The 23,088-nt window shown below is 64.0% G+C and carries 20 protein-coding genes; 14 read left to right on the top strand and 6 right to left on the bottom strand.

Features of this window, described 5'->3' with window-relative positions:
* Positions 1–2: 2 nt before the first annotated feature.
* Both VNZ93_RS03020 and VNZ93_RS03015 read right to left on the bottom strand, forming a co-directional pair.
* Positions 3–1,052 carry a branched-chain amino acid ABC transporter permease gene (locus tag VNZ93_RS03020; protein WP_325699888.1) on the bottom strand — a complete coding sequence of 350 codons (1,050 nt, stop codon included), beginning with the start codon at positions 1,050–1,052 and terminating at the stop codon, positions 3–5.
* 122 nt (positions 1,053–1,174) lie between these two features.
* Complete coding sequence (locus VNZ93_RS03015; RefSeq protein ID WP_325699886.1) at positions 1,175–2,320, bottom strand: ABC transporter substrate-binding protein; 1,146 nt, start codon at positions 2,318–2,320, stop codon at positions 1,175–1,177.
* 116 nt (positions 2,321–2,436) lie between these two features.
* Here VNZ93_RS03015 and VNZ93_RS03010 point away from each other — a divergent pair, with 116 nt between their 5' ends.
* The 3 genes from VNZ93_RS03010 (at position 2,437) to VNZ93_RS03000 (ending at position 5,014) form a co-directional block, all read left to right on the top strand.
* Positions 2,437–3,390 (top strand): 3-hydroxyacyl-CoA dehydrogenase NAD-binding domain-containing protein, encoded by a 954-nt coding sequence (locus tag VNZ93_RS03010; protein WP_325699883.1) that lies wholly within the window; start codon positions 2,437–2,439, stop codon positions 3,388–3,390.
* Positions 3,391–3,398: 8 nt separating this feature from the next.
* The gene (locus VNZ93_RS03005; protein WP_325699880.1) at positions 3,399–4,016 is read left to right on the top strand and encodes a TetR/AcrR family transcriptional regulator; all 618 of its coding nucleotides are present in this window, start codon (positions 3,399–3,401) and stop codon (positions 4,014–4,016) included.
* 176 nt (positions 4,017–4,192) lie between these two features.
* Positions 4,193–5,014 (top strand): N-acetylmuramoyl-L-alanine amidase, encoded by an 822-nt coding sequence (locus VNZ93_RS03000; protein ID WP_325699877.1) that lies wholly within the window; start codon positions 4,193–4,195, stop codon positions 5,012–5,014.
* Positions 5,015–5,018: 4 nt separating this feature from the next.
* Here VNZ93_RS03000 and VNZ93_RS02995 read toward each other — a convergent pair whose 3' ends face one another.
* From VNZ93_RS02995 to VNZ93_RS02985, 3 genes are all read right to left on the bottom strand, one after another.
* A complete protein-coding gene (locus VNZ93_RS02995; RefSeq protein ID WP_325699874.1) occupies positions 5,019–6,236 on the bottom strand; it encodes a thiolase family protein in 1,218 nt (405 codons plus the stop codon).
* 18 nt (positions 6,237–6,254) lie between these two features.
* On the bottom strand, positions 6,255–7,172 hold the full coding sequence (locus tag VNZ93_RS02990) for an alpha/beta hydrolase (RefSeq protein ID WP_325699871.1): 918 nt from the start codon (positions 7,170–7,172) through the stop codon (positions 6,255–6,257).
* A gap of 95 nt (positions 7,173–7,267) precedes the next feature.
* The gene (locus VNZ93_RS02985; RefSeq protein ID WP_325699868.1) at positions 7,268–7,807 is read right to left on the bottom strand and encodes a VOC family protein; all 540 of its coding nucleotides are present in this window, start codon (positions 7,805–7,807) and stop codon (positions 7,268–7,270) included.
* Between the two features lie 221 nt (positions 7,808–8,028).
* Between VNZ93_RS02985 and VNZ93_RS02980 the strand changes: the two genes are divergently transcribed.
* From VNZ93_RS02980 to cysG, 11 genes are all read left to right on the top strand, one after another.
* Positions 8,029–8,631, top strand: coding sequence for an ANTAR domain-containing response regulator (locus VNZ93_RS02980; protein WP_325699865.1), 603 nt, complete (start codon positions 8,029–8,031; stop codon positions 8,629–8,631).
* A complete protein-coding gene (locus tag VNZ93_RS02975; protein WP_325699862.1) occupies positions 8,628–9,800 on the top strand; it encodes a CmpA/NrtA family ABC transporter substrate-binding protein in 1,173 nt (390 codons plus the stop codon). The genes VNZ93_RS02980 and VNZ93_RS02975 overlap by 4 nt, the downstream gene beginning before the upstream one ends.
* A gap of 343 nt (positions 9,801–10,143) precedes the next feature.
* The gene (locus VNZ93_RS02970; RefSeq protein WP_325699859.1) at positions 10,144–11,466 is read left to right on the top strand and encodes a CmpA/NrtA family ABC transporter substrate-binding protein; all 1,323 of its coding nucleotides are present in this window, start codon (positions 10,144–10,146) and stop codon (positions 11,464–11,466) included.
* A gap of 65 nt (positions 11,467–11,531) precedes the next feature.
* Positions 11,532–12,431, top strand: a complete 900-nt coding sequence (gene ntrB, locus VNZ93_RS02965; protein WP_325699856.1) for a nitrate ABC transporter permease — start codon at positions 11,532–11,534, stop codon at positions 12,429–12,431.
* Between the two features lie 13 nt (positions 12,432–12,444).
* Entirely contained in the window at positions 12,445–13,239 is a 795-nt protein-coding gene (locus VNZ93_RS02960; protein WP_325699853.1) for an ABC transporter ATP-binding protein, read from the top strand.
* Positions 13,240–13,283: 44 nt separating this feature from the next.
* Positions 13,284–13,709 carry a globin family protein gene (locus VNZ93_RS02955; RefSeq protein ID WP_325699850.1) on the top strand — a complete coding sequence of 142 codons (426 nt, stop codon included), beginning with the start codon at positions 13,284–13,286 and terminating at the stop codon, positions 13,707–13,709.
* 2 nt (positions 13,710–13,711) lie between these two features.
* Positions 13,712–14,920 carry an NAD(P)/FAD-dependent oxidoreductase gene (locus VNZ93_RS02950; RefSeq protein ID WP_325699846.1) on the top strand — a complete coding sequence of 403 codons (1,209 nt, stop codon included), beginning with the start codon at positions 13,712–13,714 and terminating at the stop codon, positions 14,918–14,920.
* A 1-nt stretch (position 14,921) separates the two neighbouring features.
* Positions 14,922–16,694 carry a NirA family protein gene (locus VNZ93_RS02945; RefSeq protein WP_325699843.1) on the top strand — a complete coding sequence of 591 codons (1,773 nt, stop codon included), beginning with the start codon at positions 14,922–14,924 and terminating at the stop codon, positions 16,692–16,694.
* Positions 16,691–18,298 carry a sulfite reductase subunit alpha gene (locus VNZ93_RS02940; protein ID WP_325699840.1) on the top strand — a complete coding sequence of 536 codons (1,608 nt, stop codon included), beginning with the start codon at positions 16,691–16,693 and terminating at the stop codon, positions 18,296–18,298. The genes VNZ93_RS02945 and VNZ93_RS02940 overlap by 4 nt, the downstream gene beginning before the upstream one ends.
* A 123-nt stretch (positions 18,299–18,421) precedes the next feature.
* Positions 18,422–21,127 (top strand): molybdopterin-dependent oxidoreductase, encoded by a 2,706-nt coding sequence (locus tag VNZ93_RS02935; protein ID WP_325699837.1) that lies wholly within the window; start codon positions 18,422–18,424, stop codon positions 21,125–21,127.
* Positions 21,090–22,571 (top strand): siroheme synthase CysG, encoded by a 1,482-nt coding sequence (gene cysG / locus VNZ93_RS02930; protein ID WP_325699834.1) that lies wholly within the window; start codon positions 21,090–21,092, stop codon positions 22,569–22,571. The genes VNZ93_RS02935 and cysG overlap by 38 nt, the downstream gene beginning before the upstream one ends.
* A gap of 90 nt (positions 22,572–22,661) precedes the next feature.
* Here cysG and VNZ93_RS02925 read toward each other — a convergent pair.
* The coding region (locus VNZ93_RS02925; protein ID WP_325699831.1) for an ABC transporter ATP-binding protein at positions 22,662–23,088 on the bottom strand (427 nt) is incomplete at its 5' end.

The raw sequence follows: 23,088 nt of genomic DNA, 5'->3' as shown, positions 1-23,088 counted from the left end.
CGCTATTCTTCCTCGTGCTCGTCGGCGTCATGCGCCGAGACATAGAACCAGCGCCACAGCACGATCGGGATGATGGCCGCGAACACGATCGCGTCCTTGAGTGCGCTGTAATAGAACGAGCCGAAGGACTCGACGAGGCCGATCACGATCGCGCCGACGGCGGCAAGCGGATAGCTGATGAAGCCGCCGACCACCGAGCCGATGAAGCCTTTCAGACCGACGATCAGTCCGGTGTCGTAATAGATCGTCGTCGTCGGCGAGATCAGGATGCCGGCGATCGCCGCGATTCCCGATGCGAGCAGGAACGACAGCGCGCCCGCACGCGTCGTCCAGATGCCGACGAGCCGTGCGCCCTCGCGGTTGATCGCGACCGCCCGCAACGCCTTGCCGGAGACCGTGTAGCGGAAGAAAACGAACAGGATCGCGGAGAACACAGCCGCGGCTCCGACGATCAGGATCAATTGCTGCGGGACCGCGAAGCTGCCGAGCGTCACGTCGCCGCTGACAAAGGCCTGCGTGCGGAAGCCTTCCGGTCCGAAATACAGAAGCGCGAGGCCGGTGACTGCGAAATGCAGCGCGACTGCAACCATCAGCAGCACCAGCACCGGCGCGGTCGCGATCGGCTGAAACACCACACGATAGAGCAGCGGCCCAAGCGGCAGCACCAGCGCGATGGTCAGCAGCATGGCGAGCGGCAGCGGCAGGTCCTTCGCACCGATCAGGAATGTCGCAGCGACGGGAATCGCAGGCAGTACGATCCAGACCAGAAACGCCTTGGGCAACAGCGCCATGCGGTTCTGGCGGATCAGCGATCCGGCTTCCACGATGAATGCCAGCGCCGCGAGCGTCAGCACCAACCACACGGTGCCCGGCATGCGTTGCAGTTCGAACGAGCCGAGCGTCAGCGCCGAATAGGCAACGAGATCGCCATACGAGACGAAGATTACGCGCGTGACGTTGAAGATCAGCACGATCCCCAGCGCCATCAGAACGTAGATCGCCCCGGTGCCGATCGCGTCCTGAATCAGAAGGACGAAAATCTCGAAAGTCATGATCCCGCCCGCGCTCGACTTTCTTTCTTGAAATCGTCAGCGCGTCCTTGGCGGCGCCCCCGGCCGCCCAGTTTGGAAACGCATGATCCGGCCGGGCCAGCCGGCCGGATCAACTCACCCGATCAGTTCGGAAGATATTTCCACTGACCGTCCTTGACCTGGACCAGGATGACGGAGCGGTCATCGACCCCGTAGGACGATCCTTCCGGAAACATGTACACGCCGTTGGTGCCGACCAGTTCCTTCACGTTGCGGACTTCGTCGCGCACGGCCTGGCGGAATTCCGGCGTACCGGGCTTCGCCTTCTTCAGCGCGCGTGCGATCGCATCTTCAAGTGTCAGCATCCCGTCATAGGCGAAGGCCGCGAAGCTGTTCCAGCTGCCCTTGCCGTTGACGTCCTCGTACTTCTTGATGAAGTTTTCGGACACCTTCTTGATCGGGTTCGAGGCCGGGAGCTGGTCGTGAGCGCCGATCGGTCCAGTCACGCCGACCACGTTTTCCACCGCCTTGCCGCCGACGCGCAGATAGTCCTGATTGAACACGCCGGGCGTCGCGTAGACCGGCCCCTTGAAGCCACGTTCCGCGAGCGCGATGTGCGGCAGAGCACCCGGCGTACCGGAGCCGCCGACCATCACCGCGTCGGGTTTCGCCGCGATGATCTTCAGCACCTGGCCGGTGACGCTGGTGTCGGCGCGTGCGTAGCGTTCGTTGGTCACGACCTTGATACCGGCCTTGTCGGCGGCTTCCTTCAGCCCGTTGTAACAGATGTCACCCCAAGGATCGCTGAAGCCGATGAAGGCAACATTCTTGACGCCGCGCTTCTGCATGTCCTTGACCAGCGCCGCCGCCCAGAGATTGGCCGGCTGCGGCATCGCGATCATCCACTTGTTCTTGTCCGAAGGAAAAGCCGCGGGCGCGAGCGATACCTGCTGCACGCCGGCCTGCGACGTGACGTTGCCCATAGCCTGCGATGCCGGCGTATTGGAGCCGCCTATCAGGATATCGATCTTGTCGTCGGCGATCAGCTTCTGCGCGTTCTTGACGGCGGTCGACGGATCGGATGCGTCGTCGAGGAAGATCAGCTGAACCTTCTCGCCGCCGATTTCGCGGGCGATCATTTCGACGCCCTTGCGATACGGAATTCCGAGCGATGCGTTCGGCCCGGTCAGTGCCAACACAACGCCGATCTTGACGTCGGCTTGCGCCGGGTTAGCAAGCGCAACGAAGGCTACGGCACACGCCGAAGCCAGCAGTTTCTTGATTGACATGATGTCCTCCCTGGCTCAATACGTACGAGTATGGATGTCGGGTATTGCGGTGTCAATTCGCAAAGCCGATGTGCCCCGCGACAGACTGCGCCCTTTGTGTATCGAGGTGAAGTCCAATGTTGCCGCAGGAACAGCCAAGGCGGATCGGACTGGTTGGTACCGGGTCAGTCGGATCAGGATGGGCCGCTATCTACATTGCGCGCGGATACGAGGTGGTCGCATGCGATCCATCTCCCGATGCCGAAACTCGGCTGCGCGCGTTCATCGCGGATACCTGGAATGCCCTGCAGCGGATCGGCCTCGCAACTGAAGGCCGCGTCCCCGAGGACAAGCTTTCATTTGCGGCGAAGGCCGGCGAGGTCGCTGCATCGTCGGACTTCGTGCAGGAAAACGCGCCGGAAAATCTCGCGCTGAAACAAAAGGTCTATGCCGAGATCGAGGACGCTGCACCGTCGGCCCTCGTGATCGGATCGAGCACCGGCGGAATTCCGCCGACGCAATTGCAGGCAAAGATGCGCCATCCGGAACGCCTCATTGTCTGCCATCCGTTCAACCCGCCTCATCTCATCCCGCTGATCGAGATCATCGGCGGCGAAAGGACCGCGCCCGAGGTCGTGGACTGGGCGCTGCGATTCTTCACCGCGCTCGGCAAGAAGCCGATCCGGGTTGAAAAGGAAGTCACGGGCTTCCTCACCAATCGTCTGCAATTTGCGCTGTTGCGTGAAGCCATTCATTGCGTCACCGAAGGGGTCGCAAGCCCGCAGGCCGTCGAGGACGCAATGCGCTACGGCCTCGGACCGCGCTGGGCCGTGATGGGTGCGCTCACGACACTCACGCTGGCGGGCGGCGAAGGTGGCATGCCGCATGTGCTGAAGATGGCGTCCGAATTGCAGAAATGGATGGACGCGGGCGGCCGGCCGCAAGTAACGGATCTGGACGTTCAGACAAAACTGATCGCGGCCGCCGAGGAGATAACCAAGGGACATCCCCTGTCCGACCTGATCGCATGGCGCAACGAGCGTCTTGTCGATCTGTTGCGTGCGGTCGGTCCAGGCACCGGGAAATCCTGATAGCTCCCATGGCACGGACAGTCGCCAAAGGGCCCAAGGCCACCGCCGAGCCGCCGCTCGGACGCAAGGACTGGATCGAGGCGGCCATCGCGATGCTCGCGGAAGACAATGTCGAAGCGTTGCGGGTGGATACGCTCGCGGAGAAGCTCGGCGTCACCAAGGGCAGCTTCTACTGGCACTTCAAGGGCCGCGAGGATCTGCTGTACGCCGTACTCGACGAATGGCGGCTGCGGATGACGAGCGAAGTGCAGGCGCTGATCTTCGACCGGTCCGGCACGCCATGGGAGCGACTCGAGCGCCTGGTGCGCATTGCGATTTCCAGCCGGGCGGACGTGCCCGGCGGCCCGTTCGAAATCACGTTGCGCGACTGGGCAAGACGCGATCCCAAGGTGGCGGAGGTTGTTCGGGCCGTTGACGCGGAGCGCATTGCTTTTGCGGCGCAATTGTATCGCGAAGCGGGACTAAACGAAGCCGACGTGCAGGATTATGCCGACGCGCATTTGGCGATGGTGATCGGCATTCGGATGACACTCGCGGATTGCGAAAACCGCGAGGAGATCAAACGGCGACGGCGCATCAGCGCTGCGATGCTGCTGCCGCGCGACCGGATCGGCGAAAAGCCCTGAGAAGCAGGCAAGGCCCGGCCCCTCTCCCCGGCACCCTTAAGGCGCTACCACATCACCTTATTACCGCCCTGTATCACCATACTAAAGACACAGCGGGCGGCTTTTGCTTGCGCCGTCCGAGGTCCGAGACCTAGATTCGGGCATTCATAACCTGTGCAATTTGTTCCGAAGGCTCAATGCAACGACGCCCGATCCTGGCCGCCGCCGTTACTATTCTGCTCGCAATCTGCGATGCGGTGCCGGCTCCGGCACAGGGCGTAAAGTCGCGCCCACCTGCCGCCGCGCCGCAGTGCGATCCGGCCAACTTCCGTGTCATCGTGGATGTCGGGCATACGCCGGAAAGCCCCGGAGCCGTCAGCGCGCGCGGCGTCGACGAATATGCGTTCAACCTCGCACTCGCGAAGGTGATCGACACCAAGCTGCGCGATGCCGGATTCAATCGCGCACATCTCCTGCTCGCGAGCGGACAAGCGATCCCAAGCCTCGTACGCAGGGTCGCGCAGGCGAATGCGCTGTCGGCCGATTTGCTGGTGTCGATCCACCACGATTCCGTGCCGGAAGCCTTCAAGTCGATGTGGGAGTTCGGCGGCGTCCAGCGCCCCTATAGCGACCGCTTCAGGGGACATTCGATCTTCGTGTCGGCCGACAACCCCGACTATCAGGGCAGCGTGACATTCGCCAAAATGCTGGGCGCGAAGCTCAAGGCGCGCGGCCTCGAATACACGCAGCATTACAAGGAAGCCTTCATGGGCTCCCGGCGCCGACTCCTGGTCGACCCGGAAACCGGTGTCTATCGCTACGACCAGCTCCTGATTCTGCGCACTGCGCGAATGCCGAGCGTCCTTTTGGAAGCCGGCTCGATCATCCACCGCGACGAGGAAGAGCTGATGGGCACTGAAGAGCACCAGCTGAAGATCGCCGGCGCTGTGACGGAGGCCGTCGAGACGTTCTGCTCGCTGCGGCCGGCAAAGACCCAGCGAGCCAGCACGCAGCGTTGATTGCTCACGCTCTTTTATCGGTCACCGACAACACCACCGCCATCGCAGTGTCCCCCGCGGCGCAGCCGTGGAAAAGGCCCGTGCCACCGCCACGCATTGCAAGCTCCTCGATCAGTTCGATCATGAGTCGCAGACCGGTCGGCCCCTGCGGATGGCCGAACACTAGCGAGCAGCCGAAATTATTCATCTTGCTGACATCGACGCCGGTCTCGCGCGAGAACACGATGTCGTTGACCACGAACGGATTGTGCGACTTGAAGGCGTCGATCCTGTCGACCGCGATGCCCGCCGCGTCGAGCGCACGCCTCGCCGCCTTGACCGGCGCCGCCGGCATATACGCGTGGCGCTCGCGCGCCTGTCCGAAGCCGAGAATGCGGACTTCGATCCCCGGCTCGGTCGTGAACTCGGACACGCGATCCTTCGCGACCACAATCATGCCGGCATTGCCGTCGGCGGGATGGGTCTGGCTGCCGAAGGTCACCGTGCCGCCGTCGCGGACCGGCTTGAGCCTGCTCAGGCCGGCGAGCGTCGTGTCGTGAATGCCCTCGTCGCCCTCGAGCGTGGCAACGTCCTTCTTGAAGCGCGCGTCCGGAACCGCGAACGGCAAGGTCATGAAGCGCCGCAGGAAGGCTTTGTCGTCCTTCAGCGCATCGCGATACTGGTCATAGCGGAGCGCAGTCAGCTCGTGCTGCTCCTGCGTCGAGATCTGCCAGTCGCGCGCGCAGTTTTCCGCGGTATCGACCATCGCGAAATGGCCGGTAGGCTCGTCGTTGAAGTTATCGAGCATCCAGTTCTCGACGATCGGCGCACCGCTCGGCCCCTTCGGATTGGGGTGCACCACCACCGGGGAATTCGATGTGCGGTCGCAGGTCACGACCAGCGACGCCGTGGCGTCACCGCCGGCGATTTCGGCCGCAGCAGCGGAGAGAGCGCGCGCTGACGTCGCGCAGGCCTGCGAAACCGTGGGACCCGTGACATAGGGCGCGCCCATCATGGTCATGACCCAGGGCGCACCCCAGAAGCTCTTCTCCTGCGGCACGGTGATGCCGAGCACGGCGTGGTCGAGCGTCTCGAGCGCCCACCCCTTTTCTTTCGCGACCTTCGCGCCCGTCGCCGCGGCAAGTTTCAGGCTGTTCAGATCCGACAGGGTGCCCTGCCAGCGTGTGAACGGCGTCGACCAGTAGGCGCCGTAGGGAATGCGAAGGTCAGATAGCGAGGTCATGCGTCTGCTCGTTTCTTCTCAATCAAGTCCATGCATGCGGATAAATTCGACGAGCCGGTCGCGGCACGCCTCGGGTTCTTCGAATTGCAGGAAGTGCGTGGTGCCGGGGATCTTCACGACATCGACGCCCAGCAAGTCGTGTGCGGCTTTTGCGACCGCCGCAGCCGGACTGGCATACGCCGACGCCGGATCGCCCGCGATGATGCGCAGCGGCACGCCGATCTGCGTCATCCGATGAAACAGCGTCGGATCCTTTGGGCTTCCGAACACGAAGGACTCGAAAGCCGGCGGGCAGCACAGGGTCCAGCGGCCGTCCGGCATGCGGCGCAGCGTGTGCCGCGCCAGCAGATCGGCCTGCTCCGGTCGCCACAGGCCGAATGCCGGCCGGCGATATTGTTCGGCGAGCTGATCCGGGCTGTCGAACACCGCCTGCCGGCGCGCTGCGCGCGTCGAAAGCTTCTGCGAGTCCGGAGCCTGTGTCGCGATCAGCGGATGATCGGCCGGCGGCGACATCGGCGGATCAAACACGCAGACCGCATCCCAGCGGCCGCGATTGCGCCACGCATGTTCGAGTGTCGAGATCGACGAGAGCGAATGCATCGCCGCAACCGTCCGCGCTTCACCGAATTGCGCGCGGATGCCCTGGAATACCTCCTCGATATCGGAGAAGAAATTCTCCCAGACATGCCCTTCCTGCGTGTGCAGGGGATTCTCGCCATGATTGCGCATGTCGAACACGACAAGGTCGTAGATCTCGGCAAGCGGTAGCCAGAACGGCGCATAGGCGTTGATCGCAAGACCGTTGCCGTGACCCAGAACGATGCGGGTCGCGCCCGGCTTGCCGTAACGGCGCAGCCGGATCACGGCGCCGTCCTTCATGGTGAGATCGGCGCGCGCCGACGGCGGCGGAACCGTGAACGGTTGATGGAGAGTCATGCGGTGAGGTTGTGGTTGCTCCGGGCAGAGCGGTCAAGCGCCGGTCCGGAATGCCGGATCGGCGCCACCCGCGCGGAGCAATCCCTTGTGGACCGTCAGGCCGCCGATGCCTTGGCGCGCTCGGCCTTTTCCTTCGTCCACGCTGCGAGTTCGCGATGGGCGCTGGATTTGAACTCTGCCGCCTCCTTGTCCGTGAGGGTCTCTGCCGTCAGTTCGAGGCGGATACCGTTCGGATCGAAGAAATAGATCGAGTGGACGAAACCGTGGTCGGTCACGCCGATCACGTCGATGCCGGCTGCCTCCAGCCGCTTTTTGGCGTCGTGCACCTCCTCGATCGTGTCCATACGCAATGCGAGATGATTGACCCAGGCCGGCGTATTGGCCGACGGCGCCGCGGTCTGGTTGTCGCCAAGATCGAAGAAAGCGATGTAGGAACCGTCCTTCATCTCGAAGAAGACATGCACATAGGGGCAGAATTCGCCCGTCGAGGGCACGCGATCGGCCTTGATGACATGGGCGAGCGGCAGGCCGAGCAGATCCTCGTAGAAGTGCCGGGTCTCCTCTGCGTCGCGGCAGCGCCAGGCGAAATGATGAAGACCGTGAATCGGGGCGACGGAGCCGGAAGCTGCGGACATCAGAGATTCTCCCTAATTGGCTGCGATCCGCGGGAGGCCGGACCCGGATGGCCCCGTTCCTGCATTGCCCCGCGCATGCGCCGGATTTATCGCGAGAATTGTAGATCGACCGGGGCCCGAAAAGCCAGCCGGCTTGCCATTTCGCATGGCAGGGTCTGCCCATTCGCTTGGCAGCGACATGCCCAGCGGTCCCGCTGAGAGAACCGGCCCTGACGATCGCCATGAGCACGACACCGGGCATCGACCTGTCGCTGAAGATCGTCATCGTCGATGAGAGCCCGGTGCGCTCGGCCATCCTCGAAGAAGGCCTCCGCGAGGCCGGGTTCACCGAGGTCATCCGCATCGCCGAGATGCAGAACCTGCTGGCGCGGATCTACCAGATCGACCCGGACGTCATTCTGATCGACCTCGAGAATCCCAGCCGCGACGTTCTGGAACAGATGTTCCAGGTCAGCCGCATCGTGAAGCGGCCGATCGCCATGTTCGTCGACCAGAGCGACACCGCCTCGATCCAGGCGTCCGTTGATGCCGGCGTCGCCTCCTACATTGTCGACGGGCTGAAGAAAGAACGCATCAAATACATCCTCGATACATGCATCTCGCGCTTCAATGCCTTCGCGAAGCTGCAGGAGGAACTCGACCGCACAAGAAATGCCCTTGAGGAACGCAAGGTCATCGACCGGGCCAAGGGAATTCTGATGTCGGCGAAGAAGCTGACCGAAGACCAAGCCTATGCATTGCTGCGGAGTACCGCGATGAAGGAAAACAAGAAGATCGCCGAGATCGCTCAATCGGTGATTACCGCCGCGGAGATGTTCAAATGACCGGCGGCAAGCGTCTCCGCATCGGCTTCATCCCGCTCGCCGACGCGACCGCGCTGATGATCGCGGTGGACAAGGGCTTTACGGCGCAGGAAGGGCTCGATGTCGAGCTGGTCCGCGAAGTGTCGTGGTCCAACGTGCGCGACAAACTCAATATCGGCCTGTTCGACGCGGCGCACCTGCTCGCGCCCGTCGCGATCGCATCGAGTCTTGGCCTCGGCCACGTCAAGGTGCCGATCATCGCCGCCTTCGGTCTTGGCCTGAACGGCAATGCGATCACCGTATCCCCTGCCCTTCATGCCGCCATGAAGGACGCGGCCGAGGGCGACCTCACCGACCCCATGGTGTCGGCGCGCGCCTTGGCCCGCGTCGTGATGGCGAGGCGCGCCCGCGGCGAGGAGCCGCTGACCTTCGGCATGACCTTCCCGTACTCGACACACAATTATCACCTGCGCTTCTGGATGGCCGCCGGCGGTGTCGATCCGGATCAGGACGTGCGGCTGATCGTGCTGCCCCCGCCCTACATGGTGGAAAGTCTCGCCAACAATCATGTCGATGCCTTCTGTGTCGGCGCGCCGTGGAATTCGGTCGCGGTCGATCTCGGCATCGGGCACATCCTGCATTTCGTGTCGGAGATCTTTCAGCGCGCGGCCGAGAAGGTGCTCGCCGTTCGCGCGCGCTGGGCCGAGGACAATCCGGACGTCTTCCGCAAGCTTGTGCACGCACACGGTCGCGCCGCCGATTTCGTCGAAAACCCGGAGAATCGCGACGAGGTCGCGTCGCTCCTCTCGGCGCCGGACCGTATCGCGGTCGCGCCGGAGGTGATTTGCCGCACCCTCGATGGCCGGCTGAAAGTATCACCGGACGGCAGTTATCGTGCCAGCGACCGCTATCTTCTGATCGGACGCAACGGCGCCGCGCGGCCCGATCCGGTGCAGGCGGCCTGGCTTTACGCGCAGATGGTGCGATGGGGCCAGGCGCTGATGTCGGCCGAAGCCCTGGCGGAAGCAAAGGCGACGTTCCGGCCCGACCTCTATGACGAGATCCTTGGACCGCAGCAGGACCTCCCGCCCTCCGAGCCAGCGGACCGGGTCGGCGCCTTTACCGGCCCCGCCTTCGATCCGGACAACATCGCCGCGCATCTCGACGGCTGGAAAATCCGGCGTCGGTAGCGCTGTTCACTGGTGTGCGCTGCACAATCCCGCATCAGTTTGCGCATCGCGCTGCGACAATCTTCGGCTTTGCGAAGACTGCGCGATTCGGAGGCACTCGGCTAATCCCTTGAACCAACTCTGTAATCGGTCCGGACAGAACTTGGCACGAAGCTTGTAAAGAAAGCACCGACAGGTGCCCGTGTTGTCGGGCGCAAACCGATCCAACGACGGGTCGAACAGCAACGCCGCTATCCCAAGGAGCCGTCCCGAACCGGGAAGGTCCCTGACGGATGAGCGGCTTTTTTGTTGCGCGACGCATTGGACCCCGCCGGGCCAACCAGAGAAGACAGAGGGATTGTTGATGTCAAAGGACCACGAAACTTCGAAGACAAGGTTGAGCCGACGTACGCTTCTGAAAGGTACGGCCGGCGCAGCTGCCCTGCTCGGCGCCGCGAAAACTCAATTCCCGTTCGGCGTCCATGTCGCCGAGGCCTCCGGTCCCGAAACCAAGAAGGCAACTCTCGGCTTCATCGCGCTGACCGACGCCGCGCCGCTTTTCGTCGCCAAGGAAAAGGGCCTGTTCGCCAAATACGGCGTGCCGGATGTCGAGGTGATGAAGCAGGCCTCGTGGGGGGCGACGCGCGATAACCTCGTGCTCGGCGGCGAAGCCAACGGCATCGACGGCGCGCATATCCTGACGCCGATGCCGTATCTGATCTCGGCCGGCAAGGTGACGCAGAACAACGTGCCGACGCCGATGTACATCCTCGCGCGGCTGAACCTGAACGGCCAGTGCATCTCAGTCGCCAAGGAATACGAAGATCTCAAGGTCGGCGTCGACACCAAGGCGTTCAAGGACGCGCTCGACAAGAAGAAGGCGGCAGGCAAGGCGGTGAAGGCCGCCAACACCTTCCCCGGCGGCACCCACGATCTGTGGATCCGTTACTGGCTCGCCGCCGGCGGCATCGATCCCGACAAGGACATCGAGACCATCACGGTGCCGCCGGCGCAGATGGTGGCGAACATGAAGGTCGGCACGATGGACTGCTTCTGCGTCTGCGAGCCGTGGAACCTGCAGCTCGTCCATCAGAAGATCGGCTATACCGCCATTACCACCGGCGAGCTCTGGAATCTGCATCCGGAGAAGTCGTTCGCCATGCGCGCGTCCTATGTCGATAAAAACCCCAAGGCTGCGTCAGCCATTCTGATGGCTGTGATGGAGGCGCAGCAATGGTGCGAAAAGCCCGAGAATTCTCTCGAAGTCGCGCAGATCTGCTCCAAGCGCAACTGGATCAATTGCCCGGTCAACGACATCACCGATCGCGTCAAGGGCAAGTTCGATTACGGCCTTCCGGGAAAGGTGGTCGAGAAGCATCCGCAGAGGATGCGCTACTGGAACGACTTCGCCTCCTATCCCTTCCAGAGCCACGACCTGTGGTTCATCACCGAAGACATCCGCTGGGGCAAATTCGAGCCGGAGGTCGATGCGACGGGCCTGATCAAGAAGGTCAATCGTGAAGATCTCTGGCGTCAGGCGGCGAAGGACCTGTCGGTTCCGGCTGACCAAATCCCGACCTCGACCTCGCGCGGCAAGGAAACCTTCTTCGACGGCAAGGTGTTCGATCCCGCCGATCCGAATGCCTACCTGAAGAGCCTCGCCATCAAGCGGGTGGAAATCAGCTGATCCGGCAAGGGGGCGCGCATCCCGCGGCCCCTTTTTCTGCGGACCGCCTTCCAGAGAGAGACGACATGAACATGCCCCTCGCCAAGACCGAAACCGCATCGGCCGTTCCCGTCGCACGGCCGGCGGCGACCGTTCTGCCGCTGCAGATCAAGCGCGCTCCGTTTCGCGAACGGGCGATCGCCAGGGCGATCACGATCGCCGAGCACCTCCTGCCTCCGATCATTGTCCTGACGATTGCGCTCGTTGTCTGGGAGATCCTGTGCGGCCGTCCCGGCGCGACATTGCCGCCGCCCAGTCAGGTGCTGTCCGAAACATGGGAGCTGATCGTCGATCCGTTCTACGATCGCGGCGGCATCGACAAGGGCCTGTTCTGGCATCTGTCGGCAAGCCTGCAGCGCGTCGCGGTCGGCTATTGTCTTGCGGCGCTGGCCGGTATCGCACTCGGTACCCTGGTCGGTCAGTCGACCTGGGCGATGCGCGGCCTCGATCCGATGTTCCAGGTGCTACGCACCGTGCCGCCGCTGGCCTGGCTGCCGCTGTCGCTCGCCGCCTTCCGGCAGGGACAGCCCGCCGCGATCTTCGTTATCTTCATCACCGCAATCTGGCCGATCATCATCAATACTGCGGTCGGCATTCGCAATATCCCGCAGGATTTCCGCAACGTCGCCGCGGTGCTGCGGCTCAACCATCTCGAGTTCTTCTGGAAGATCATGGTGCCGTCGGCGGCGCCTTACATCTTCACGGGCCTCCGCATCGGTATCGGGCTGTCATGGCTCGCCATCGTCGCAGCTGAAATGCTGATCGGCGGCGTCGGCATCGGCTTCTTCATCTGGGACGCCTGGAACTCGTCGCGCATCAGCGAAATCATCCTCGCGCTGGTCTATGTCGGCGTCATCGGCTTCATCCTCGATCGTATCGTCGCGCTGCTCGCCACCATCGTGACGCGCGGCACCGCAGCCAACTGAAGGGGACTCCATCATGAAGGGCTATCTGAAAGTCGATCATGTCGGCAAAACCTTCAACAAGGGCGCACACGCGACCGAGGTGCTGACCGACATCACGCTCACCATCGAAAAAGGCGAATATGTCTCGATCATCGGTCACTCCGGCTGCGGCAAGTCCACGCTGCTCAACATCGTCGCCGGATTGATCACGTCGACCACCGGCGGCGTGCTGCTTGAAGAACGCGAGGTCAACGAGCCGGGTCCGGACCGCGCGGTCGTGTTCCAGAACCACTCGCTCCTGCCCTGGCTCACCGTCTACGACAATGTGAGCCTTGCGGTGAACAAGGTGTTCTCCGGCACCAAGTCCCGCGCCGAGCGGCATGACTGGGTGATGCACAATCTCGAGCTCGTGCAGATGACCCACGCCAAGGACAAGCGGCCGGGCGAGATCTCCGGCGGCATGAAGCAGCGCGTCGGCATTGCGCGCGCGCTCGCGATGGAGCCGAAGGTCCTGCTGCTCGACGAGCCGTTCGGCGCACTCGACGCACTTACGAGAGCCCATCTGCAGGACTCGGTGATGGCGATCCACCAGAAACTCGGCAACACGGTGATGATGATCACCCACGATGTTGACGAGGCCGTGCTGCTCTCCGACCGGATCGTGATGATGACCAATGGTCCGGCTGCGCGCATCGGCGAAATTCTCGATGTACCGCTGGCGCGTCCGCGCAAGCGGCTCGAGCTTGCCGGCAACCAGACCTACCTGAAATGCCGCCAGCGCGTGCTCGAATTCCTCTACGAGCGTCATCGCTTCGTCGAGGCGGCCTAACCCTGAAACGCAACAGTGCCGGGCACTCCAGAAGGAGAAAGACCGTGACACCGCAACAGGTCGTTCTTGTGCAACAGAGTTTCAGCAAGGTGGTGCCGATCGCAGGCACCGCCGCCGACCTGTTCTACGACCGCCTGTTCGAGATCGCACCGGAGGTGAAGCCGCTGTTCAAAGGCGACCTCACCGAGCAGAAGAAGAAGCTGATCGCGATGCTCGCCACCGTGGTCAACGGCCTGGACAAGCTCGACACCATCCTGCCGGCCGCGAGCAAGCTGGCCAAGAACCACGTCACCTACGGCGTGCAGGCCAAGCACTATCAGCCCGTCGGCGCCGCCCTGCTCTGGACCCTTGAGAAAGGGCTGGGCGAGGGCTGGAGCAAAGATGTCGCCGACGCCTGGGTGCAGGCCTACACCACGCTGTCCGGCTTCATGATTTCGGAAGCCTATCCGACGACGCAGGCGGCGGAGTAGCGATGAGCGAGTCCCTCGTCATCGTCGGCAATGGCATGGCCGCCGCGAAGCTCGTGGAGCGTCTCTCCGCGCGCGCTCTCGGCCGCTATGCCATCGCCGTGATCGGCGAGGAGCCCGCGCTCGCCTATAACCGCGTCCTTCTCTCCTCCGTGCTCGCCGATGAGGTCGCCCGCTCCGACATCGAGTTGAAGTCGAAGCGCTGGTGGCGCAACCACGGTGTCACCGTGCTGTACGGACATGCGGCATCCGCCATCGACCGCGACATCCGGCGCGTCAAGCTCGCAAGCGGCGCGACCATCCCCTATTCGAAGCTCGTCTTCGCCACCGGCTCGCGCCCGATCGTGCTGCCGATACCGGGCCGCGAGCTCCAAGGCGTGATGACATTTCGCGACCTGCGCGATGTCGATGTTCTGAAGAATGCCGGCCGGTGCAACGCGGTCGTGATCGGTGGCGGACTGCTTGGGCTAGAGGCGGCTTACGGTCTCGCCAAGGCCGGTGCCAAGGTCACGGTCGTGCATCTGATGGACCGCCTAATGGAGCGCCAGCTCGATCCGGATTCCGCCGGGATGCTGCGGGCCGCGGTCGAGATGAAGGGCATCGACGTCCTCCTGAATGCGGAGACCTCGCGCTTCACCGGCAACAAGCGCATCGAGCAGGTCGAACTGAAGGACGGCCGCACCATGCCCGCAGACATCGTGGTGATGGCAGCCGGCATCTCACCCAATGTCGCGCTCGCGCGCACGGCGGGCGTGCCCATCAATCGCGGCATCGTGGTCGATGACGGCATGCAGGCCGGCATCCCCGGCATCTACGCGATCGGCGAATGCGCCGAACATAACGGACGCTGCGTCGGCCTCGTCGAACCCGCCTATGAGCAGGCGGCCGTTCTGGCCGACCGGCTGACCGGCGGCACGACGAGCTACAAAGGCAGCGTTGCCGCCACCAATCTCAAGGTCACTGGCGTCAACATGTTTTCGGCCGGTGACTTCCTCGGCGGCGATAGCACCGAGCACGTGCTGTTCCGCGATCCCGGCCTCGGCCTCTACAAGAAGCTTGTCATCAAGGACGATCGGCTGGTCGGTGCCGTGCTGTTCGGAGATACCACTGACGCGCTCTGGTATCTCGACCTGATCCGGACCGGCGCGCCTACCGGCCGCTTCCGCAACGAACTCGCCTTCGGGCGCGCGCTCGCGGAAAGGAAGGCCGCCTGACATGTCCGGCGACTTCACCCCCGACCAGAAGCGCTACCTGGAAGGTTTCGTCTCCGGCCTGTCGGCGGCGCGCGTGGCCAGGGCCGGAGACATTGGCGGCAAAGTTGGCAATTTGGGCGAACCGACAGGTCCCGACGCCATCCACATCAAGGCGCAGGACCGCACCATCGCCGCGGGCGGCAAGCTGGCCGACCAGGAAAAATTCAAGCGCGAGCTTCATCCCTTCGACGCCTACGCCAAATTGCGCGAACAGGCCGAAAAGAACGAGGCGCCGAAGCCGGCCGACAATTTCCGCTGGCGCTATTTTGGCCTGTTCTATGTCGCGCCGGCGCAGTCCTCGTATATGTGCCGGCTGAGGATCGCGAACGGCATCCTGACGCACTGGCAACTGGCCGGACTCGCCGATGTCGCGGAGAAATATGCCGGCCCCTATTCGCACGTGACCACGCGCGCGAATTTGCAGCTTCGCGAGATCGAACCGAAGCACGCGACCAACGTGGTGGAGACGATTCAGGATCTGGGTCTCTGCTCGCGCGGCTCCGGCGCCGACAATATTCGCAACGTCACCGGCACGCCGACCGCGGGCATTGATCCGCAGGAACTGCTCGATACGCGGCCCTATGCGCGCGAGTGGCACTATCACATTCTCAACGATCGCTCGCTCTACGGCCTGCCGCGCAAATTCAATGTCGCGTTCGACGGCGCCGGGCGGATCGCGGTGCTGGAGGATACCAACGACATCGGCTTCCAAGCCGTTGTAGTGAAGGACGGCTACGGCGCCGAGCCCGGAATCTGGTTCAAGCTGACGCTCGGCGGCATCACCGGACACAGGGATTTCGCGAGCGATACCGGCGTGATCGTGCGGCCTTCCGAGGCCACCGCCGTTTCCGACGCTATCGTCCGCGTCTTCATCGAGAACGGCGACCGCACCGACCGCAACAAGGCGCGCCTGAAATACGTGCTCGACGCCTGGGGCTTCGGCAAATTCCTGAGCGCCGTGGAAGAGAAAATGGGCCGCCCGCTCACACGCGTTAAGGCCGAGGCGCTGGAGCCGCGTCCCGTGTTCGATCGCCTCGCGCACATCGGCGTGCACCCGCAGAAGCAGGATGGCCTCAACTGGATCGGCATTGTCCTGCCGGTCGGCAAGATGACCGCAGAGCAGATGCGCGGCATCGCCAAGATCGCGCGCGAACACGGCGACGGTGATATCCGTCTCACCGTCTGGCAGAACCTGCTGATTTCCGGCGTCCCAACCGACAAGGTCGCTCAGGTCGAAATCGAGATCGCGGCGCTCGAGCTGTCCACGCGGGCCACGTCGGTGCGCGCCGGCCTCGTCGCCTGCACAGGCGCGACCGGCTGCCGTTTCGCAGCCGCCCACACCAAGGAAAGCGCCGAGGAGATCGCGCATTGGTGCGATGCGCGTGTCTCTCTCGACACGCCGGTCAACATCCATCTCACCGGATGCCATCATTCCTGCGCGCAGCACTATATCGGTGATATCGGCCTGATCGGTGCCCGCGTCGCGATCAACGACGATGGCGACACGGTCGATGGCTATCATGTGCATGTCGGCGGCGGCTATGGCCCGGATGCCGCAATCGGCCGCGAGATCTATCGCGACGTGAAGGCGGACGCCGCGCCGAAGCTCGTGGAGAAAATGCTGAAGGGCTATCTCGCGCATCGCGCCTCGGCGGACGAAACATTCATCGCCTTCGCGAAACGGCATGAGGTCAACGCGCTGAAGGCGATGTTCAACGCGGAGGCGGTCGAATGAACGCCACGCCTCCGATTCCCACGCTTATTCCCGAGACCGCGCCGTTCTCCCCCGAGCAGCGCGCCTGGCTGAACGGCTTCTTCGCCGGCCTTGTTTCGTTCGATGGCGCGGGCGTCACCGCGCTCTCGCCGGAACAGAACGCCGCGATGATGGCCGGCGGCGCGGGCGATGGCGACGATGGCGAAGCGCCCTGGCACGACCAGACCCTGCCCATGTCAGAGCGCATGGCGCTCGCGGAAGGCCGTCCGCTCCGCCGCCGCATGATGGCGGCCATGGCGCAGCAGGATTGCGGCCAGTGCGGCTATAACTGCAACGACTACGCCGACAAGATTTTCGACAAGTCCGAGGAGCGGCTGAACCTCTGCGTGCCGGGCGGCAAGGAAACCGCGCGGATGCTGAAGTCTCTCTACGAGGAGATGGACAAGGCGCCTGCCGCGGCGAAAGCTCCCGCGGAAGCAAAGCCCGCAACGCAGCCTCAGCCTGCGGGCGATGTCGGCCGCTCGCGCGACAATCCCGCGATCGCGACCTTCGTCGGGCGCTACAAGCTCAACAAGCCCGGCTCCGAGAAGGAAACCTTCCATCTCGATTTCGATCTCAGCGCGGCGAAGCTCGACTATGTCGTGGGCGATGCCTTCGGACTGTTCCCGAAGAACGATCCGGCGCTCGTCGACGCGATCGTCACGGCTCTCGGCATCGCACCGGAGTATGACATCGGCGGCGAAACCCTGCGCGACATCCTGATCGACAAGGTCGCACTCTCGCCCGCACCGGACTCGCTGTTTCAGCTGCTCTCCTACATCACCGGTGGTGAGCGCCGTCTCAAGGCAAAAGCTCTCGCATCCGGCGAAGACCCGGACGGCGACGCGGCAACCCTCGATGTGCTCGCAACGCTGCAGAAATTTGCCGGCATCCGCCCCGATCCGGAAGCCTTCATTGAATCGCTGGAGCCGCTGCAGCCGCGGCTCTATTCCATCTCCTCGTCACCCAAAGTCGAACCCGGCCGGCTTTCGCTGACCGTCGACGCCGTGCGCTACGCAATCGACGGCCGCATGAGGTTCGGCGTCGCGTCAACTTACCTCGCCGAACGCATCGTCCCCGGCGCACCGATCAAGGTTTATGTCCAGAAGGCGCATGCCTTCGGCCTGCCTGCCGATCCCTCCGTCCCGGTCATCATGATCGGACCGGGCACCGGTGTCGCGCCGTTCCGCGCCTTCCTGCACGAGCGGATGGCGACAAAGGCGCCGGGCCGCAACTGGCTGTTCTTCGGCCATCAGCGTCGCGACTTCGATTTCTTCTATGAGGACGAACTGAACGGCATGAAGGCGAGTGGTGTGCTCACGCGCCTCTCGCTCGCCTGGTCGCGCGACGGCGACCAGAAATTCTACGTACAGGACCGCATGCGCGAGGTCGGCCGCGATCTCTGGTCATGGCTCGCCGAGGGCGCGCATGTCTATGTCTGCGGCGATGCCAAGCGCATGGCGAAGGACGTGGAGCGCGTGCTGGTGGACATCGTCGCCGAATACGGCGCGCGCTCGACCGACGAGGCGATTGCCTTTGTCGCCGAGCTAAAGAAGCGCGGCCGCTATCAGCAGGACGTGTATTGATGACGGGTGCTTCCCATCCGCTCGTCCCCGCGAAAGCGGAGACCCAGAGTCAAGAAAACTGGATTCCCGCTTGCGCGGGAATGAGCGGAGTTGAAGCGAGCGCGTCGCTCAGGGAGGCCTGAGTTGAACGCCCGCTCCAGCACGCCGCTCGTGGTTCGCACCACCTGCCCCTATTGCGGCGTCGGCTGTGGCGTGCTCGCCTCGCCGGATGGCCGGGGCGGCGCCATGATCTCCGGCGATCCGGATCATCCGGCGAATTTCGGACGACTCTGCTCCAAGGGGTCGGCGCTCGGCGAGACGCTTTCGCTCGACACTCGCCTGCTCCATCCGATGCTGCGTCAGCCGGACGGCGCCTATGCCCGCGCCTCCTGGGACACCGCGCTCGATCAGGTCGCCGATGGCTTCCGCCGCATCGTCGAGCGTGACGGCCCGAACGCCGTCGCCTTCTATCTGTCCGGCCAGTTGCTCACCGAGGATTATTACGTCGCCAACAAGCTGATGAAGGGCTTCATCGGCACGGCCAATGTCGACACCAATTCGCGGCTCTGCATGGCGTCGTCCGTCGCGGGGCATCGCCGCGCCTTTGGCGCCGATACCGTGCCCGGCAGCTATGCCGATCTCGATCAGGCCGACCTGATCGTGCTGGTCGGGTCTAACGCCGCATGGTGTCATCCGGTGCTGTTCCAACGCATGGTGCAGAACAGGCGCGAGCGCGGCGCGAAAATCGTCGTCATCGATCCGCGCCGCACTGTCACCGCGGAAGAAGCCGACCTGTTCCTGCCGAGTGCTCCCGGCATGGATAGCGTGCTGTTTGCCGGCCTGCTCGCGCACCTAGCCGACACAAACGCGCTCGACTTCGGCTATATCGATGCGCACACATCCGGTTTCGAGACCGCGCTGGAACGCTGCCGTACGATTGCGCCGAGCCTCGATACGGTCGCAACAAAGAGCGGCCTCGACGCGGCCGACATCGCTCATTTCTTCGACCTGTTCCGGACCACCGAACGCGTCGTCACATGCTATTCGCAGGGCGTGAACCAATCGGCGCAGGGCACCGACAAGGTCAACGCGATCCTCAATTGTCACCTCGCCACCGGCCGCATCGGGAAGCCTGGCATGGGTCCGTTCTCGCTGACCGGACAGCCGAATGCGATGGGCGGGCGCGAGGTCGGCGGACTCGCGAACCAGCTTGCAGCGCATATGGGCTTCTCGCCGGACGAGATCGATCGCGTCGGCCGCTTCTGGCGTGCATCGAACATGACGCAGCGCGAAGGGCTGAAGGCCGTGCAGATGTTCGATGCGATCGCGCGCGGCGAGATCAAGGCGCTGTGGGTAATGGCGACCAATCCCGCCGTGTCGCTGCCGGATGCAGGCAAGGTGCGGGCCGCGCTGAACACGCTCGAACTGCTTGTCGTGTCCGAGAATGTTGTCTCGAACGACACCGTAACGAGCGGCGCGCACATCCTTCTGCCCGCAGCGGCCTGGGGCGAGAAGAGCGGCACCGTCACCAATTCCGAGCGGCGCATCTCGCGACAACGATCGTTCCTGCCGCTGCCCGGCGAAGCGAAGCCGGACTGGTGGATCGTCACGCAGGTCGCGCAGCGCATGGGCTTTGGCGATGCTTTCGCCTATGCGAGTGCGGCCGACATTTTCCGCGAGCATGCCGCCCTCTCCTCCTTCGAGAATGACGGCACGCGCGACTTCGACATCGGCGCGTTCGCAGAGGTGAGCGATGCGGCATTCGACGCGCTGCCCCCGGTCCAATGGCCGCGCGCGTCGATCGCCGGCGCCGGCGAAACCCGGTTCTTTGCCGAAGGCGGCTTCTTCACGCCGGACCGCAAGGGTCGCTTCATTGCGCCGGATTTTCCGGCGCTCCAATCGAAGCCCGATGCGAACTTCCCGCTTCTCCTCAATACCGGCCGCATCCGCGACCAGTGGCACACCATGACGCGCACCGGCCTCAGCCCGCGGCTTGCATCGCACCTGCCGGAGCCGTTCGTCGAAGTGCATCCCGACGATGCGGCGCGAGCTGCGCTCGCCAATGACTGTTTCGCGCGCGTCACCACGCCTTTCGGCACTTGCGTGCTGAAGGTCCGGGTAACTGAAGGTCAGCAGCGCGGCTCGCTGTTTGCTCCGATCCACTGGAGCGACGCGAATGCATCCTCGGCGCGCATCGGCGAACTGGTAAACCCGGCAACCGATCCCTTCTCCGGGCAGCCCGAGGCCAAGGCGACACCCGCAGCAATCGAACTGGCCGACTATCGCTTCGCCGGATTCCTCCTCAGCAAGGACCCGATGAGTTTGCCGAACGGGACATGGTGGGCAAAGTCGGCCACGCATGGCGGCGACGGCGTCCTGCTCGCAAGCAATGACACGCTCGAAGGCTGGCGCGGCTGGCTTCATCGGCACGCGCCAAAAGGCGATTCGCTCTCGGAATATCTCGACGAACCCCGCGGGACCTACCGCGCCGCAGGGTTCATCGATGGCCGGCTCGCCTTCTGTCTGTTCATCGGGCCTGCCACACAGCGTCCGCAATGGGATGTCGCAAAGGCCTTGCTCGCAGCGGAAACACTGGAGGAGCGTCAGCGCCGCATCCTTCTCTCCGGCCAGTCGGCGGACGGCCTCGCCGATGCGGGGCCGATCGTCTGCGCGTGTTTCGGTGTCGGCCTCAACACCATCCGCGAAGCGCTCGCCTCCGGCGCCGCGACAGACGTCGCCGAAATTGGCAAGGCGCTGCGCGCCGGAACGAATTGCGGCTCCTGCCTGCCCGAACTGAAAAGGATCGCGGCTCATGACCAGCATGCACGACAGCCATCGCTCGCCGACTGAGGTCGCTTCGCCGCGCATGGAAGCGCTGGCCCGGTTGCCGGTCTTCTTCGCGCTGCATGGCAAGCGGGTCCTTGTCGCCGGCGGCAGCGCCGCGGCCGCGTGGAAGGTGGAATTGCTCGCCGCCGCCGGCGCGCATGTCGATGTCTACGCGACAGACCCGTCGGGGGAATTGCTGGCAGCGGTTGCGACGCCGCAGGCCGGCAGTATGACACTGCATCGGGAGAACTGGCAGCAGGCCTGCATGCACGGCTGCGTGCTGGCGATCGGCGCGTGCGAGACGAACACCGAGGCGCGGCAATTCCAGGCGGCGGCGCAAGTCGCGGGCGTGCCCTGCAACGTGATCGACAAGCCGGACTATTGCGACTTCTCGTTCGGCGCGATCGTCAACCGCTCGCCGCTCGTGGTCGCGATCTCGACCGATGGCGCTGCGCCCGTTTTCGCACAGGCGATACGCTCGCGCATCGAAGCAATGCTGCCCGCAGGCTTCGCGCGCTGGGCGGATGCCGCGCGCAGCTGGCGAGGCGCGGTAAAGCAATCCGGCCTCTCCTTCAACGGACGCCGACTGTTCTGGCAAGTCTTCACGCGCGCGGCATTGCAAAATCCGAACGGCGAGCCGTCGCGCGCCGATTTCGATGCGCTGCTGGAGCTGACCGAAACGGAAGCGGCGGCAGAACAGGGTTCGGTGACTCTGGTCGGCGCCGGTCCCGGCGATCCGGAATTGCTGACGCTACGGGCGGTCCGTGCGCTGCAATCGGCCGACGTGATCCTCTACGACGATCTGGTTTCGAAGGAGGTTCTGGATTTCGCGCGCCGCGAGGCGAAGCGCATGCTGGTCGGCAAGACCGGCCATGGCCCGTCCTGCAAGCAGTCCGAGATCAACAGCCTGATGGTCGGCCTCGCAAAATCCGGCCGGCGCGTGGTGCGGTTGAAAGGCGGCGATCCCATGATCTTCGGCCGCGCCGGCGAAGAGATCGACGCGTGCCGCAAAGCCGGCATTGCAATCGATGTCGTGCCCGGCGTCACCGCGGCACAGGGTGCCGCGGGCAGGCTCGGCGTTTCGTTGACGCATCGCAGCACCGCGCGTCGCGTGCAATATCTCACCGGCCATGACGCGCACGGCCAATTGCCGGACGGCATCGACTGGCGAAGCGTCGCCGATCCCGCAGCCACCACCGTCGTCTACATGCCGAAGAAGACGCTCCGCGCATTCGCCGACAATGCCATCGCCGCGGGGCTTGATCCCGCGACACCGGCGCTCGCGATTGTCAATGCCACGCGGCCGAATGAGCAGACAGTTGCAGCGACGATCGGCGAACTCGCCGATGCGGCTCTGCCCGACGGGCCGACGATCGTGATGATCGGGAGTGTGTGTGCGTTGGCTGGCCGGGTGACCGTCGAACCGCTCGTCCCCGCCGACGGGTCCGCGCAAGGCGCGGCTCGATGACAGCTCCGGCTTGGACCCATTCCCAGGCCCTTCTGGATTTCCGCCTGCGCGGGAATGAGCGGAGCAAGCGGCGAACGCTGCTCCTCGAGGCTACACCGTCACGTAACGATGCACGATATCCGCATCGCGATCCATATCGGCGCTGGTGCCGCGCCACACAGTGCGGCCCTTCTCGATCACGTAGTGCCGGTCGGCGAGCCGCTTCAGCACCTGAAGGTTCTTGTCCACAATCAGGATCGATTGGCCGCGCGACTTGAGCAGCGAGATACAGCTCCAGATCTCCGCGCGGATCACCGGCGCAAGACCTTCGGTCGCCTCGTCGAGAATCAGCAACTGCGGGTTGGTCATCAGCGCGCGGCCGACCGCGAGCATCTGTTGCTCGCCGCCGGACAGCGTGCGCGCATATTGATTGCGACGCTCTTCCAGCCGCGGAAACAGCTTGAACACTTCGCCCAGCGTCCACGGATTCTTGCGCTTCAGGCGATTGGCCGATGTCGCGACCAGATTCTCGAACACC

The organism is Pseudorhodoplanes sp. (assembly GCF_035565795.1).
Lineage (GTDB): Bacteria > Pseudomonadota > Alphaproteobacteria > Rhizobiales > Xanthobacteraceae > Pseudorhodoplanes.
The sequence above is the reverse complement of the archived record's forward strand: the minus strand, read 5'-3'. Positions and strand labels throughout refer to the sequence as shown.